The organism is Paenibacillus sp. CH40 (assembly GCF_024213605.1).
GTDB classification, from domain to species: domain Bacteria; phylum Bacillota; class Bacilli; order Paenibacillales; family Paenibacillaceae; genus Paenibacillus; species Paenibacillus polymyxa_B.
This window is the reverse complement of record NZ_JANAVQ010000001.1, coordinates 818121-832837: the sequence shown is the minus strand read 5'-3', so window position 1 is coordinate 832837 and position 14717 is coordinate 818121. Positions and strand designations below refer to the sequence as shown.

Annotated in this window: 10 protein-coding genes; 1 reads left to right on the top strand and 9 read right to left on the bottom strand. The window is 44.8% G+C overall.

Going from position 1 to position 14717, the window contains the following annotated elements; translation table 11 throughout:
* Positions 1–82: 82 nt before the first annotated feature.
* Positions 83–508, bottom strand: coding sequence for a transcriptional regulator MntR (gene mntR, locus NLX73_RS03470; RefSeq protein WP_254325367.1), 426 nt, complete (start codon positions 506–508; stop codon positions 83–85).
* A 251-nt stretch (positions 509–759) separates the two neighbouring features.
* Between mntR and splB the strand changes: the two genes are divergently transcribed.
* Positions 760–1824 carry a spore photoproduct lyase gene (splB, locus tag NLX73_RS03465; protein WP_023989268.1) on the top strand — a complete coding sequence of 355 codons (1065 nt, stop codon included), beginning with the start codon at positions 760–762 and terminating at the stop codon, positions 1822–1824.
* Here splB and NLX73_RS03460 read toward each other — a convergent pair.
* The 8 genes from NLX73_RS03460 to adhE all read right to left on the bottom strand — a co-directional run bounded on the left by NLX73_RS03460 (position 1817) and on the right by adhE (position 14624).
* Positions 1817–2533: a cytochrome c biogenesis CcdA family protein gene (locus NLX73_RS03460; RefSeq protein ID WP_250262059.1), complete on the bottom strand. Its 717-nt coding sequence runs from the start codon at positions 2531–2533 to the stop codon at positions 1817–1819. The two genes, splB and NLX73_RS03460, sit on opposite strands and share 8 nt — an antisense overlap.
* A 165-nt stretch (positions 2534–2698) precedes the next feature.
* A complete protein-coding gene (gene metG / locus NLX73_RS03455) occupies positions 2699–4717 on the bottom strand; it encodes a methionine--tRNA ligase (RefSeq protein ID WP_013310841.1) in 2019 nt (672 codons plus the stop codon).
* Positions 4718–5131: 414 nt separating this feature from the next.
* Positions 5132–5422, bottom strand: a complete 291-nt coding sequence (yidD, locus tag NLX73_RS03450) for a membrane protein insertion efficiency factor YidD (RefSeq protein WP_254325366.1) — start codon at positions 5420–5422, stop codon at positions 5132–5134.
* Position 5423: 1 nt separating this feature from the next.
* On the bottom strand, positions 5424–5915 hold the full coding sequence (locus NLX73_RS03445; RefSeq protein ID WP_165177344.1) for a Fur family transcriptional regulator: 492 nt from the start codon (positions 5913–5915) through the stop codon (positions 5424–5426).
* A 253-nt stretch (positions 5916–6168) separates the two neighbouring features.
* On the bottom strand, positions 6169–8391 hold the full coding sequence (locus NLX73_RS03440; protein ID WP_254325365.1) for a copper amine oxidase N-terminal domain-containing protein: 2223 nt from the start codon (positions 8389–8391) through the stop codon (positions 6169–6171).
* A 219-nt stretch (positions 8392–8610) separates the two neighbouring features.
* Entirely contained in the window at positions 8611–9369 is a 759-nt protein-coding gene (gene pflA, locus NLX73_RS03435; RefSeq protein ID WP_013310845.1) for a pyruvate formate-lyase-activating protein, read from the bottom strand.
* Between the two features lie 51 nt (positions 9370–9420).
* Positions 9421–11682, bottom strand: a complete 2262-nt coding sequence (gene pflB, locus NLX73_RS03430; protein ID WP_103048672.1) for a formate C-acetyltransferase — start codon at positions 11680–11682, stop codon at positions 9421–9423.
* Between the two features lie 329 nt (positions 11683–12011).
* Entirely contained in the window at positions 12012–14624 is a 2613-nt protein-coding gene (adhE, locus tag NLX73_RS03425; RefSeq protein ID WP_254325364.1) for a bifunctional acetaldehyde-CoA/alcohol dehydrogenase, read from the bottom strand.
* Between the last annotated feature and the right edge of the window lie 93 nt (positions 14625–14717).

The following is a 14717-nucleotide window of genomic DNA, read 5'->3' as shown; positions in this document are numbered from 1 at the left end:
ATATAATGGATAGACGCTAATAACCGGATATTTGTTGCGGTCGGGACAAATAAAAAAGCATCGTCCGTAAGGACAGATGCTTTTAGGAATCTCCACTCAATTCCTTGTGTATGTCATGAAGCTGGCGCAAGCGATCTTCATCCCGGCGAAAATATTCGACCAATGTTTCGATACGGGTGATGGAATCCCAGCTCAGATGATGCTCAATACCTTCCACATCTTTATATATCAGGTCCTTGTCAACCCCAATCATATCCAGAAATTGCTCTAATAACTGATGGCGATCAACCAACCGTTTGCCGACCTTTTTCCCTTTCGCTGTCAAAATCAGTCCCCGATACTTCTCATATACAAGATAATCGTCCTTATCCAACTTCTGAATCATTTTGGTGACAGACGAAGGATGCACCTCTAACCCCTCTGCGATATCCGAGACACGAGCATAGCCCTTCTCATCAATCAGTTGGTAAATGCGTTCCAAATAATCTTCCATGCTTGGCGTTGGCACTTGTTTCCCTCTTTTCTGTTATTGAACGGGCGCTTACCGCCTTCATTTCCTGCGTTAAACCTACTATGTAATGATACATGTTATCATTGCCCATTGGCAAGTCTCATCCCTTCACTCACAGCTATTGCCACGATTTGTTCAATTTAAGCCGGGCACACTAATATCGTCGTCCTGTATCGTTTATTTCTGCGGCAAAATGTTAAAGTTGGACACCAGAGCACTGTGGATTTATTTCGAAAGGAGCGTTAGCCATGTCTACGCTTGAGCGTACTCCTGTCCAAACCAGAGGAACCAAGCCATTTTTGCCTGACCTGGTGTTTTTTGAGCCAGACGCACTGAATTATCCCAAGGGCCAGCGTATTATGGATTGGGTTAAAGCCAAGGATATTCCGTATCGGATGACTACCTCTCACAACCGAATTACCAATTTACCAGGTGAAACTGAAGTTGAAAAGTACCGAATGGCAAAAAAAACTTTGGTAGTCGGTATCCGTAAAACGTTGACTTTTGACCAATCCAAGCCCTCTGCTGAATACGCTATCCCCATTTCGACTGGTTGCATGGGGCACTGTCACTACTGTTATTTACAAACAACCTTGGGAGCAAAACCGTATATTCGTGTATATGTCAACACTGACGATATCTTATCAGCAGCTAAAGCTTATATCGAGGAGCGTGCGCCTGAAATTACCCGTTTTGAAGCAGCTTGTACCTCCGATCCGGTTGGTTTGGAGCATATCACCGGAACGCTTGGAGACTTGATTCGTTTCATGGCGGATGAGGAATTTGGTCGTCTGCGTTTTGTTACTAAATATCATCATGTTGATCCATTACTGGATATTAAACATAATGGTCATACTCGCATCCGCTTTAGCATTAATTCCGATTATGTTATTAAACAGTTTGAACCTGCAACTTCACGCTTCGAGGAACGTATTGAAGCCGCGGGCAAAATCGCACGAGCCGGTTATCCATTGGGGTTCATCATTGCACCCATCATCTGGTATGACGGCTGGGAAGAAGGCTACGGCGAGTTGCTGCGTAAATTGGGAGAAACCTTGCCCCAGCATGCTACAAAAGATTTGACGTTCGAATTAATTCAGCATCGCTTCACCAAAACATCCAAAGCTGTCATCGAGAAACGTTATCCGAAAACCAAGCTGGAGATGGACATAGAGAAACGCAAGAAAAAATGGGGCCGCTGGGGACAAAACAAATATGTTTATCCCGATGAACAGCAAAATGCACTACGAGAGTTTATCACAGAGCGCATTTTTGAACATTTCCCTTTAAGTCGTATTGAATATTTCACATAACTAGCATCCAATCTGGGGTAATCCGTTGTAAAAATAGCGTTACATCAGTCATATGATCCGTTACCAGTAAAATGCCAGTGATAACAAGTAATATGCCACCTGTTTTGATTAGGATGGAGGTATAGCGAGAGGATAGTCGAACAGAGCCTGCCAGCAAAGCTAATACAAAAAATGGAATCGCAAAGCCAAGCGCATAGCCTGTAATCAGCTTGAACCAAATGTGATGCTCTACTGCCGCCAAAGCGATAATAGCTGTTAGCATGGGACCGATACAGGGCGACCAGCCTGCCGCAAACCCAATTCCAATCACAAAGGAACCGGCGTACCCGGCAGGCTTCCATGTCCAGCGAAGCTTATGCTCCCTCATTAGAATCAAAGGACGCACCACACCAAGAGATACCAGTCCCATTAGTAAAATAAGTAACCCTGCTACCACTCTTAGCGTATCCCCATAATTAGCAAACCATTCTCCAAGCAACCCGACACTTGCACCCAGTGAATAGAAAACGACCGAAAAGCCCAATACAAAAGCAAGTGTATGTCCCATCGTACGATAACGAACCTCGGCCTTGTGCCGTCCTTCAGCCAGTTCACGCGCAGACATCCCTGTCATATACGATAAATAAGATGGATACAGCGGTAAACAACACGGTGAAAAAAAAGAAACCAGTCCGGCTACGATCGCCAACCCGGCGTTGATATTTGTCATCATATTCCCTCCCACCTGTCTTAAGTGAACACGAACAAACAAGCCCTGCCTACTAAAACATACGTGTAGCGGGAGCAAAATATGATGCAAGCCAAAAAGCGCATGCCCAGGAAGAATGATTCCCGGACATACGCTCATTACGTTCTTTTATTTTTACATAGCGTACTACTTTACAACTGCACCATTCGGCATACCTTCCGGTACGGTGGCCAGCGTAAGCTGATCTCCATGTGATGCTGCCAAAATCATACCTTGCGACAGCTCTCCCCGAAGTTTTACTGGCTTAAGATTGGTCACACAGATCACCTTGCGTCCAATGATATCTTCAGGTGTATAAAACTTCGCAATCCCTGATACTACCTGCCGCTGCTCATAACCAAGATCAAGTTGGAGCTTCAACAGTTTATCGGCCTTCTTCACTGGCTCGCAGGCGACGACCTGAGCAACGCGCAGTTCTACCTTGGCAAAATCCTCAATGCCAATCTCTTCCTTTGCCTCCGGGGCTTCCTGGCTCGCCTCAGATGCATTTTGCGGTTGAACTTGTGCTGTAGCTTCTTCCGGTTTCTTCCCCCCAGTCATTGCTTCCACGATAAAAGCAACCTCTTGCTCTGAATCTAGACGCGGGAAGATCGGATTACCTTTGACCAGCTGCGTTCCTTCCGGAATACGACCAAACTGCTTGCCGCTATCCCATGTAGTCAGCTCACCTTGGCTAATACCGAGCTGTTCCCAAATTTTATGAGGAGCACGGGTTAAGAATGGCTGGAGTAAGATGGAAGCGATGCGCAAGCTTTCTACCAAATGCAACATAACAGATGACAATTCGCGACGTTTTGCCTCATCCTTAGCCAAATTCCATGGTTGCGTCTCGTCAATATACTTGTTGCTACGGCTAATAAATTGGCTAATCGCCGTTAATGCCACGGAAAACTCCATGTTTTCCATGGCTTCTTCTACTTTGCTATAAGTCGATGTTGCCATGTCTTCCAAAGCTCCGTCGAATGCTGTTACATTCGCTTCATAAGCCGGAACCTTGCCATCAAAATATTTATCTACCATCGCCACGGTACGATTCAACAAGTTGCCCAGATCATTTGCCAAATCCGAATTAACTCGATCTACAAAACTTTCTGGTGTAAATGTTCCGTCTGCCCCAAAAGGCACCTCGCGCAGTAAGTAGTAACGAAGTTGGTCCAGACCATAACGGTCAATCAACGTCACCGGGTCTACAACATTGCCTTTAGATTTCGACATTTTACCGTCTTTCATGAGCAGCCAACCATGTGCAAATACTTTTTTAGGCAACGGAAGATCCAGCGCCATCAGCATGATCGGCCAATATATCGTGTGGAACCTTACAATCTCTTTACCTACGATATGCACATTTGCAGGCCAGAATTTATCATACAACTCGGTATTGGAAGAGCCATAACCCAAGGCTGTGATGTAGTTGGAAAGTGCGTCAATCCAAACATACACGACATGCTTCGGATCCCCCTTCACCTTAATGCCCCAATCGAAGGTAGTACGTGATACAGCCAAATCCTCCAGACCCGGCTTGATGAAGTTATTGATCATCTCTTTTTTACGTGATTCCGGCTGGATAAACTGTGGGTTCTCTTCATAAAATTGCAGCAACCGATCAGCATACTTGCTCATACGGAAAAAGTAACACTCTTCCTTGACCAGTTCTACAGGGTGTCCACTATCCGGGCTTTTTCCTCCAGCCACATTGCCTTCGGCGTCCTTCACCACGTCAACCAGCTGAGTTTCTGTGTAGTACGTCTCGTCAGGGATGCTGTACCAGCCTTCGTATTCTCCCTTGTAAATATCGCCTTGCTTCAGCAAACGATCAAAAATTTCCTGTACGACAGCCTTATGACGTTCCTCCGTAGTACGGATAAAATCGTCATTGGAAATGTCGAGCTTCCGCCACAGTTCTTGAATACCTGCCACAATATCATCTACGAAACGTTGCGGCGTTTTGCCTGCTGCACTCGCTTTCTGCTCAATCTTCTGACCATGCTCATCCGTTCCTGTCAAATAGCGCACTTCATAACCACGTAGCCGCTTGTAACGGGCCATTGCATCTCCCGCAACCGTCGTGTAAGCATGACCTATATGTAGCTTGTCGCTCGGATAATAGATCGGAGTCGTAATGTAAAATGTGTTCTCATTGGACATGTGTGTTGCCTCCTGTTTTGTTCACGGCAGCTTGATAAGACCTGCTGACATGATGGTACTCCAATTCATGAATTTGGCACAAATTGGGCACAAAAAAGACCCCCGCCCCTATGGGACGAGAGTCACCTCACGCGTTACCACCCAATTTTCCTGTATCCTCGCAGACTACAGGCTTCACCGGTCACATCTGACCGCCCATTAACGCTGGAACACGCCTCCCCCTTACGCTTGCCTCCCAAGCACTAATAACTGTGGCAAATACGCTCGAAAAAGGTTCCTCCAGGACCATATTCAGGCTTCGCTCCAGACCGGTTTGCAGCTAGCCCCGGCTCTCTGTACTGGGCGGTTTACCCTACTCATCCCTTCGCAGGAAAACAATATTAACCAAAATATAACCAAATCCGCATAGCGCTGTCAAGTCAGACCCTTCTTGGAGTGGGTAGCCAAACGATCTTCGCTAGACCTATCTGTTTCCTTTTTTGCAGGAGGTACCAAATCTACGCCACCCGGATGAAAGGGATGACACTTGGCTATACGCTTAGCAGCAAGCCATGAACCTTTGAGCGCACCATGCACCTCTACCGCCTCCAACGCGTACGCCGAACACGTTGGATAGAATCGGCAGGTAGCCGGCTTTAACGGTGAAATATAGGAACGATAAAACTTAATCGGAGCCTGTACCACTCTGCATGTGGTGATTTTCATTTCAGTAGCCCCCGTGGCTGTGAGTGTGACCGCTCGTCTGACTGAATCCCCCATCCGAATTACTGTCAGTATGCCCATTCTTCTGTTGACAATCTTTGCAATAACCAAAAATTTCAAACTTGTGCTCGACGATTTGGAATTGATCCGTTGTATCTGTCATTTGCATTGGGCAAAAAGAAATCGGTAATGTTTTCTGACAGCTCAAGCAAATCATATGGTGATGGTGATGATGCTCATTACAGCTCACCTTAAACTTCATTCCATCCTCAAAAGATACCTGTTCCAACACACCCAATTCCTGCATTACACGCAGATTACGATAAACCGTATCAAAGCTAAGTCCACTGTACTTCTTACCCATATATTCATAAACGTCTTTGGGGGACAGATACCCTTCATTCTCGGAAAATAACGTGGCCAACGTCTTGCGCTGATCTGTAATACGCAGCCCCTGAGCGGACATTGTTGCAATAATCTCATCCTTTGTCAGCATGCGTTTCACCCTCCCCTGTCTGTAGTTTCAGGTTTTCTGATGCAGGCTTAGGCTTGCATCTATTTATTATACCACGATTAAAGTCAATATTATAAGAGATATTCGTATCTATACATAAGAAAAAGACGCTCTCCGGCGCTACGATTAAATTCGCAGCAGGAGAACGCCTATATTCTGCAAGTGACATCGACTTTTAAACGGTGAATGACGAGACCCAAGGTCTAAGCCGGTAAACAGCACCGGTTATTTCATATTAATTTTTAATAGCTGGCAAAGGCATAACTACTACGGAAACCGGCAAGTTACTTCCTGCAGCAGCAGTGAAATACATCTCTACACTTTCCTCGATATGCCCTGTGCGATACAGCACACTCATCTCATTTGGAGCCCATACTGCGCCGTTCGTCGGGATACCCACAACCTGATTGTTTACCATCGCATAGCCGGAATATTCGCCTCCACGCGGGTTGAACGTAATCAGTGAATACGGCGCTACATGATCCAATTTAACTTTATATACAACACCAAAATTACCGGCATTGGAAGCAGAAGAGCCGTCCAGACCGTCCGTACCAATCAGGTTCGGATCTACCTTATTATCACCAAGAACGATACGTTGAGCTGTTTTACCAACCTCTTCTGTATAATTGAGCGTGATATCCGAATTAGCATACGTTCCACGGTTATGAATACCGTCCTTAGGCAGTTTTGCCAGAGTAGGCAACACAGTTAACGGATCTACATTTGCATCTAACACAATTACCGTGTATTGAATAGGTTGATCCGTATACAAATCGGATAACAAAGATATGACCTGTTTTTGCTTGATTTTTTGTGCATTCAAATCCTCTAAAATAATGCGGCTTTCGCCAGGATTTAGAACTGTGCTAGAACGCTTGCTTCCATCCTGCATGGATTGAAAATATCGTTGAATTGAGACTTTACCCGCAGCTGTGGCAAATTCAGATGGTCCAGCAAAACCAGAATTTTCGACATTCATGTTGGCAGGAGTAATATTGTTGTTGGTCGCAATCACGTACATTTTCACATCTCGACCCGTTTCATTCACATGATGGACGAGTATGCGCGTGCTGCCTGATCCGGTTTCCTGATACACAATTCCGTCCTGAAATACACGTTCCGGGCTGTTAGCACGGATCAAAAGACGCGGAGAAGATGTACTAGTCAAAGGAATGGTAGCCATGGTAGGCACCTGACTGCCGTCTACTGTATATTTATCACCATATGGTGTGAAGATTTTATTGAAATCATCTTCGTTGTACAGCAATTCATTCGTAATTTTAATTGTTTCACTTTTGGTACCTGTTACGCCGTGCTTATCAGTCACGGTGAGTGTGATTGTTACATCACCTGGTTGGAAGAAGGCCAGTTTCTTATTCTCCCAATCACGCTTAGTGATAGCATTCTCATCATCTGTACTCAGGTCGGTAATGGTGATTTTCTCACCCATTTTGTACTCTTTTTTATCAGTTGTAAACAGAGCCACTGGCGGCTGATTTGGTGGTCTTACTGTAATTGTAACTGAGTAAGGATCACTCCAGTTCCCAGCAGAGTCAAGAACAGAATAGGTAACTACATATGTACCCGGCTCCTGAAATACGTCCTGCTTACCTTCCCAACGTTGGTTCACAATCGGAAGACCTGTAGGAGAAGATTCCTTCGTCAAATACGTAACTTGGGTTTCGCCCGCATAGATATCTTTTTGTTGAACCGTGAAGGAAGCTTTAGGTTTCTGATTCAAATCCATGATAACTTGTTTAGTCGTATTATTCACAGTATAAGGAATATTTAAGGCCTGTGTAATCGAGGTCAATGGCACCATAAATACGTTCTTTTGCTGAAAAGCCGGTCCCTTCATTTGTCTGGCTTCACCGTTAACCGTATAAACCTTGCTGTCTGTTTTGAAGCGCATAACATTTGTTCCTTGTGTGATTACGGTTTCTTTGGTGGCAGTGTCATAACTAAACTGCAATCCGACACGGCTGACAAGTGAACGGATAGCTACATAGGAAACTCCGTCCTTCACGGTCATCGGCTGAGTTGCTGTGTACACCTGTCCGTTTTGTTCCATTTTCGCGCTGTTTAAGTACAAAATCAATTGATTAGCACCCATGGATGTTGGAGCTCCACCAGGATTGGTGATCGTTCCGTCTCCACCGTATACATCATTGGAAACGTTCGATCCGTTGGTTGTATCCGTAGGCAGGCCAGTCAATGGATCATTGGATACGCCTGTGTTATTAGGTGTCACCGTGTCAGTTTGTGTGCTAGTTCCATCTTGATCTCCGATGCTATTCTGAACGCCGGAATCAGCAACATTGGCCTGAGCCTGCTGTGCGCTAACCGAATCGGTGGATTGAACGGTTGTTGATGCTGCTTCTGCTCCTACAGGGGCTACTGCGGCCACCTGAGCTACCGCAAGGGCGGTGAGCATGGTCCATTTCTTGAAATTCATTGTCTGTCTCCTTCTATCACCAAATTATTATCATTCCCGTAAAAAGTCATACTATTAGACGCGTCAGTTGTTAAAAAGTTTCTGGAAATTTTGCTGATCATGAAAAAAAGGGAACTTCCTCCTGTGACTGCAAAAAATTCAACAACAAAAAACCGCCGCCCATCTGACCTGATGTGGCGGCGGCTTCATTACTAGGAAATAGCTTTTGAGCCATTTACATTATGATGGACGACAGACAGCATTCTTTCCTGCAGTCTCCAGACGACCCTCTTCAATGAGTCGGTATGCACGTTGAACTTCTTCATCTGTAGGAGATGGAACTCCCTCCAACGGATACTCCTTACCAAGCATTTCCCATTTGTAAACACCCATTTGATGGTAAGGTAAAATTTCGAATTTCTCGACTCCGTTCAACGTTCCGATAAACCGTCCCAAATTCAATAAATCTTGCTCGTCATCATGAATACCCGGTACAAATACGTGTCTAATCCACATTTTGCGCCCTTGCTCAGACAACCAGCGAGCCGTACTCAGCATACGGTCGTTAGACTTGCCTGTAAGCTTAATATGCTTGTCATTGTCAATATGCTTAATATCCAGTAGCACCAAGTCTGTTACGTCCAGCAGTTCATGGATACGGCCCGCGTCATTAAATCCGTTACTGTCCAGTGTCGTGTGCAAATTCCACCGACGTTTCACTTCTTTGAACAGCTCTGCGACAAAATGAGCTTGCAGCGTCGGTTCTCCACCGGATACGGTCAATCCGCCTCCTGAAGAACGGTAATAGGCTAAATACGGCTCAATCTCAGCCAATACCTCCTCCAACGTCATCGGATTACCTTCATTCAAGGCCCAAGTGTCCGGGTTATGGCAATATTGACATTTCAACAAGCATCCTTGCATAAAGAGCACGAAGCGGATGCCGGGACCATCGACGGTCCCGAAGGTTTCCAATGAGTGTATGTGACCTTTCAACATGTTGCATCATCCTTCCCGCATCCGCTATGCGTGCGTCATTGTAATACTTATTTACATTGTACCGTGGAAAGTACGGTTAATAACATCCAATTGTTGTTCACGAGTCAGCTTGATAAAGTTAACGGCATAGCCGGAAACACGAATCGTAAGCTGTGGATAGTTTTCTGGGTGCTCCATTGCATCCAACAGTTGTTCGCGAGCAAACACATTGACATTCAGATGATGTGCGTGGCTTCCAAAGTAGCCATCCATCATCGAAACAAGGTTTGTTTTGCGTGTTTCTTCTTCTTTACCCAGTGCTTTAGGCACGATGGAGAAGGTGTTCGAGATACCATCCAGACTGTGTTCATAAGGCAATTTGGCTACGGAACTCAGAGATGCCAAAGCACCTTTTTTATCACGGCCGTGCATTGGGTTTGCCCCTGGTGCAAACGGTTCGCCTGCTTTACGTCCATCCGGTGTTGTACCTGTTTTCTTACCGTACACCACGTTGGAAGTAATAGTCAGTACAGATTGAGTAGGAACCGCATTACGATAAGCTTTATGCTTGCGAATCATGCTCATGAAGCTTTCTACCAGTTCCACAGCGATGTTATCTACACGGTCATCGTTGTTACCGTAGCAAGGGTATTCGCCTTCAATTTCAAAGTCAACAGCAATCCCTTTTTCGTTACGGATTGGTTTAACTTTTGCAAATTTAATGGCACTCAAGGAGTCGGTAGCAACTGACAGACCCGCAATACCACAAGCCATGGTACGGAGAATATCACGATCATGCAATGCCATTTCAATGCGTTCGTAGCTATATTTATCATGCATGTAGTGAATAACATTCAAAGTGTTCATGTACAGTTTTGCCAACCATTCCATCATAGGTTTGAAGCGGCTCAACACTTCTTCATAATCTAGAACTTCACCTGTAATGGCTGGGAATTCAGGCCCTACTTGGACGCCAGATTTTTCATCTTTACCACCGTTAATTGCATACAGCAGAGCTTTAGCCAAGTTGGCACGAGCACCAAAGAATTGCATTTGCTTACCGATTTTCATTGCCGATACACAACAAGCAATACCATAATCGTCTCCATAAATTGGACGCATCAGATCGTCATTTTCGTACTGAATGGAGCTAGTTTCAATAGAAACTTTCGCACAATACTTTTTGAAGCCTTCAGGCAATTTTTCCGACCACAGTACAGTCAGGTTCGGCTCCGGTGCAGGTCCCAGATTGTAGAGGGTGTGCAGGAAACGGAAGCTGTTTTTAGTTACCCGAGTTTCTCCAGTTACGGACATACCACCAATGGACTCAGTAACCCAAGTTGGATCTCCACTGAACAGTTCATTATAGTCAGGTGTGCGCAAGAACTTAACAATACGCAATTTCATAACAAAATGATCGACCAGTTCTTGAGCTTGTTCTTCTGTCATTGTACCCTCTTCCATATCACGTTGAGAGTAAATATCAAGGAAGGAAGATACGCGTCCTAAGGACATTGCTGCACCATTTTGTTCTTTGATTGCTGCAAGATATCCAAAATATACCCATTGGAAAGCTTCTTTCGCATTGTTAGCAGGTTTTGAAATATCAAAACCGTGCTCAGCAGCCATTTGTTTCAGTTCATTCAAAGCACGAATTTGTTCGGAAATTTCCTCACGCAGACGAATTACGTCTTCTTCCATGGAATCAACTTCAAGGCTTTTCAGTTGCAGCTTTTTATCTTGGATCAAGAAGTCTGCACCATACAAAGCTACACGACGATAGTCACCGATAATACGACCACGACCGTATGCATCTGGCAGACCAGTAATGATACCAGCTTTACGGGCTGCTCTCATTTCATCTGTATAAGCGTCAAATACACCTTGGTTGTGAGTTTTACGAATATGAGTGAAAATATCAATGATACTTTCTGGTACTTCAAAACCATAGGCTTTACAAGCGTCGATCATCATCCGAATTCCACCAAACGGCTGCAAAGAGCGTTTGAATGGAGCATCTGTTTGTACACCGACAATTTGCTCTTTATCCCGGTCTAGATAACCCGGTTTATGTGAAATAATAGTGGATGGCGTATTCACGTCTACATCAAGCACGCCGCCGTTTGCCAACTCTTTTTTGGTAAGATCGGATACAATATCCCACAATGCAGTTGTGTTGGCGGTAGGACCAACCAAAAATTCTTCATTGCCAACATAAGGTAAGATATTAGTTTCAATAAAATCGTTGACGTTAACTTCTTTAGTCCATTTGCCTTTTTTAAAACCTCTCCAGCCAGATTGTTGCTCTTGTAATTCTCTCTCAATCACCGACATGTAAATCCCTCCAAATTCTTTTGGTCTTCCGGACTTGTGATTTTTTTCACGATAAAGCTATTTCTTGAGCCCGGCCTGTTCACCGATGCCTTACGCTCAGTGTCGGGACCTCTCTTACACCCTTATTGTAGAATAATGATAGAGTGTAGTATGTGATAAAAATCACAATATGAGTGATTTTTATCACTTTATTTTCCCTAGCTTCACGCCTATATCCTTAGCCTTGCCGTTCACCTCCCTTCCCAAACCAACAGGCCCTCTATATAGAGAGCCTGCATCGGTATTGAACGAGAAAATGCTTTTTCACAAGCCTCTTCGTACCTATTATATTATTGGTCAAAACGTCCGTAGAAGGCATTGCGATACACATCAGCCAACTCAGTAACCAGCGGCAACTTCGGATTCGCAGTTGTACATTGATCTTCAAAAGCGCGGTCAGCCAGATAGTCTACACGTGATTCGAAATCCTTCGCATCGAAACCGATTTGTTGGAACGATTCCTCGATACCAAGTGTTTTGTTCATCTTACGGATCGCTTCGATCAAGCTGTTAACCCCTTCTTCGGTGGTACGTGCAGGCAGTCCCAGTATGCGCGCAATTTCTGCATAACGCTCATCCGCAACAAAGTGCGAATATTTAGGGAATGAAGCAAATTTTGTCGGTTTTTTCGCATTATAGCGAATGACGTGCGGCATCAAAATGGCATTCGTGCGGCCATGCGCTGTATGGTATTGTCCACCCCATTTATGTGCAAGACTGTGGTTAATGCCCAAGAATGCATTAGCAAACGCCATACCAGCAAGTGTGGAAGCATTATGCATTTTTTCACGAGCCAGCTTATCACCGGTCAGAGCTGATTGTTCCAGGTATTGGAATACCAATTGAATGGCTTTAATCGCCAGACCGTCTGTGTAGTCATTAGCCATTACGGACACGTAAGCCTCGATAGCATGTGTCAGAACGTCCATACCTGTGTCCGCTACAGCTGTTTTAGGCAGCGAATATACAAACACTGGGTCAATAATTGCCACATCAGGAGTCAACTCATAGTCAGCCAGCGGGTACTTCGTGTTGCCCAGGTTTTTGTCCGTAATTACTGCGAACGATGTAACTTCGGAACCTGTACCCGAGGTTGTAGGGATAGCTACAAATTGTGCTTTTTGACCCAAACGTGGATACTTGTAAATCCGTTTACGGATATCCATGAATTTTTGTTTTAAGTTATTGAAATCAGTATCTGGATATTCATAGAACATCCACATGCCTTTAGCCGCATCCATTGGCGAACCGCCGCCCAGTGCGATGATGCAATCCGGTTGGAAACGTCTCATCATTTCAGTACCACGTTCTACCGTAACTGTCGATGGATCTGGCTCTACTTCAGAGAACACTTCGATAGCTACTGGTGTTTGGCGTTGATGCAGATAATGAATAACACGATCTACATATCCCAGTTGTACCATCATAGGGTCCGTGATAATGGCTACACGTGTGATATCAGGCATTTTAGCAAGATACTGTGTCGAATTTTTCTCAAAATAGATTTTGGAAGGTACTTTGAACCATTGCATATTCACCGTCCGTTTCGCCACCCTTTTCACATTAATCAAATTGACTGCCGATACGTTTGACGAAGTCGAGTTACGACCGTACGAACCGCAACCGAGTGTCAACGAAGGAAGGTTGGTGTTGTAAATGTCGCCAATCGCACCATGTGTGGAAGGTGCATTTACAATGATACGTCCTGTTTGCAGACGGTTTGCGAAGCGAGCGATAACGTCCTCATCGTTCGAATGAATAGCGGACGAGTGGCCCATGCCCCCGAATTCCACGACTTCAGCAGCGCGTTGAATACCTTGTTCTGCATTTTTTACTTTATAGCAAGCCAATACAGGACTCAATTTTTCCGCAGACAATGGGAATTTTGTTCCTACCCCTTCAATCTCAGCGACCAAAATTTTAGTTCCTGCTGGTACTGTGATACCACTCATTTCAGCAATTTTCACAGCAGACTGCCCGACGATAGCTGGGTTCACTGCACATTTCTCGACATTCATAGCTCCTTGAGTGAGCTTAGCTGCTTCTTCTTTATTTACAAAATAGCAGCCGTTAGCGATCATCAATTTTTTCACTTGTTCGAAGATTGGCTCTTCGATAATAACCGCTTGCTCGGAAGCACAAATCATACCGTTGTCGAAAGATTTAGAGAGGATGAGATCGTTCACAGCCTGCTTGATGTCTGCTGTTTTTTCAATAAAGCAAGGCACGTTACCTGGGCCTACACCCAGAGCAGGTTTACCGCAGCTATATGCCGCCTTAACCATGCCTGATCCACCAGTTGCCAAAATCAGCGCCACATCAGGGTGGTTCATCAGTACATTGGTCTTATCCATCGAAGGTGCTTCAATCCATTGAATACAATCAGCTGGAGCACCATGTTTAACAGCTGCTTCGAGCAAGACGCGGGCTGCTTCCGCACTACACGATTGAGCAGATGGATGGAAACCGAAAATGATTGGGTTACGTGTTTTAATGGCAATCAACGCTTTGAACATCGTAGTCGAAGTCGGGTTTGTCACTGGAGTGATCCCCATGATAATTCCGACTGGCTCTGCTATCTTTTGAAAACTGTCAAAATCATTGTCCTCAATGACACCGACGGTTTTTTCATTTTTGATACTATGATAGACATATTCTGTTGCAAACATGTTTTTGGTGATTTTGTCCTCGTACACACCGCGTCCTGTTTCTTCAACAGCCATCTTCGCCAGGTACATGTGTTTATCCATCCCTGCGAGTGCCATAGCTTGTACGATTTCGTCAATCTGTTCCTGATTCATACTCATGAAAGCTTGCTGTGCCCGGTTCCCCCGGTCAATCAGCGTTTGAATATACTGCTCTGCGCTTTGCTCTTTTTGGATAACCTCGTTTTTAACAGCCATTTCCCTCATCCTCCTGTTATCTCGTGTACTATCTCTTGTTCACGCACTGATCGTAACACAGCTTTTCAAGATATATTGTGATTTTTTTCACAA

Bases quoted from the DNA above. Each gene is read 5' to 3' on its own strand.
- splB (WP_023989268.1), top strand. From the start codon at position 760: ATGTCTACGCTTGAGCGTACTCCTGTCCAAACCAGAGGAACCAAGCCA.
- NLX73_RS03460 (WP_250262059.1), bottom strand. From the start codon at position 2,533: ATGACAAATATCAACGCCGGGTTGGCGATCGTAGCCGGACTGGTTTCT.
- metG (WP_013310841.1), bottom strand. From the start codon at position 4,717: ATGTCCAATGAGAACACATTTTACATTACGACTCCGATCTATTATCCG.
- yidD (WP_254325366.1), bottom strand. From the start codon at position 5,422: ATGAAAATCACCACATGCAGAGTGGTACAGGCTCCGATTAAGTTTTAT.
- NLX73_RS03445 (WP_165177344.1), bottom strand. From the start codon at position 5,915: ATGCTGACAAAGGATGAGATTATTGCAACAATGTCCGCTCAGGGGCTG.
- NLX73_RS03440 (WP_254325365.1), bottom strand. From the start codon at position 8,391: ATGAATTTCAAGAAATGGACCATGCTCACCGCCCTTGCGGTAGCTCAG.
- pflA (WP_013310845.1), bottom strand. From the start codon at position 9,369: ATGTTGAAAGGTCACATACACTCATTGGAAACCTTCGGGACCGTCGAT.
- pflB (WP_103048672.1), bottom strand. From the start codon at position 11,682: ATGTCGGTGATTGAGAGAGAATTACAAGAGCAACAATCTGGCTGGAGA.
- adhE (WP_254325364.1), bottom strand. From the start codon at position 14,624: ATGGCTGTTAAAAACGAGGTTATCCAAAAAGAGCAAAGCGCAGAGCAG.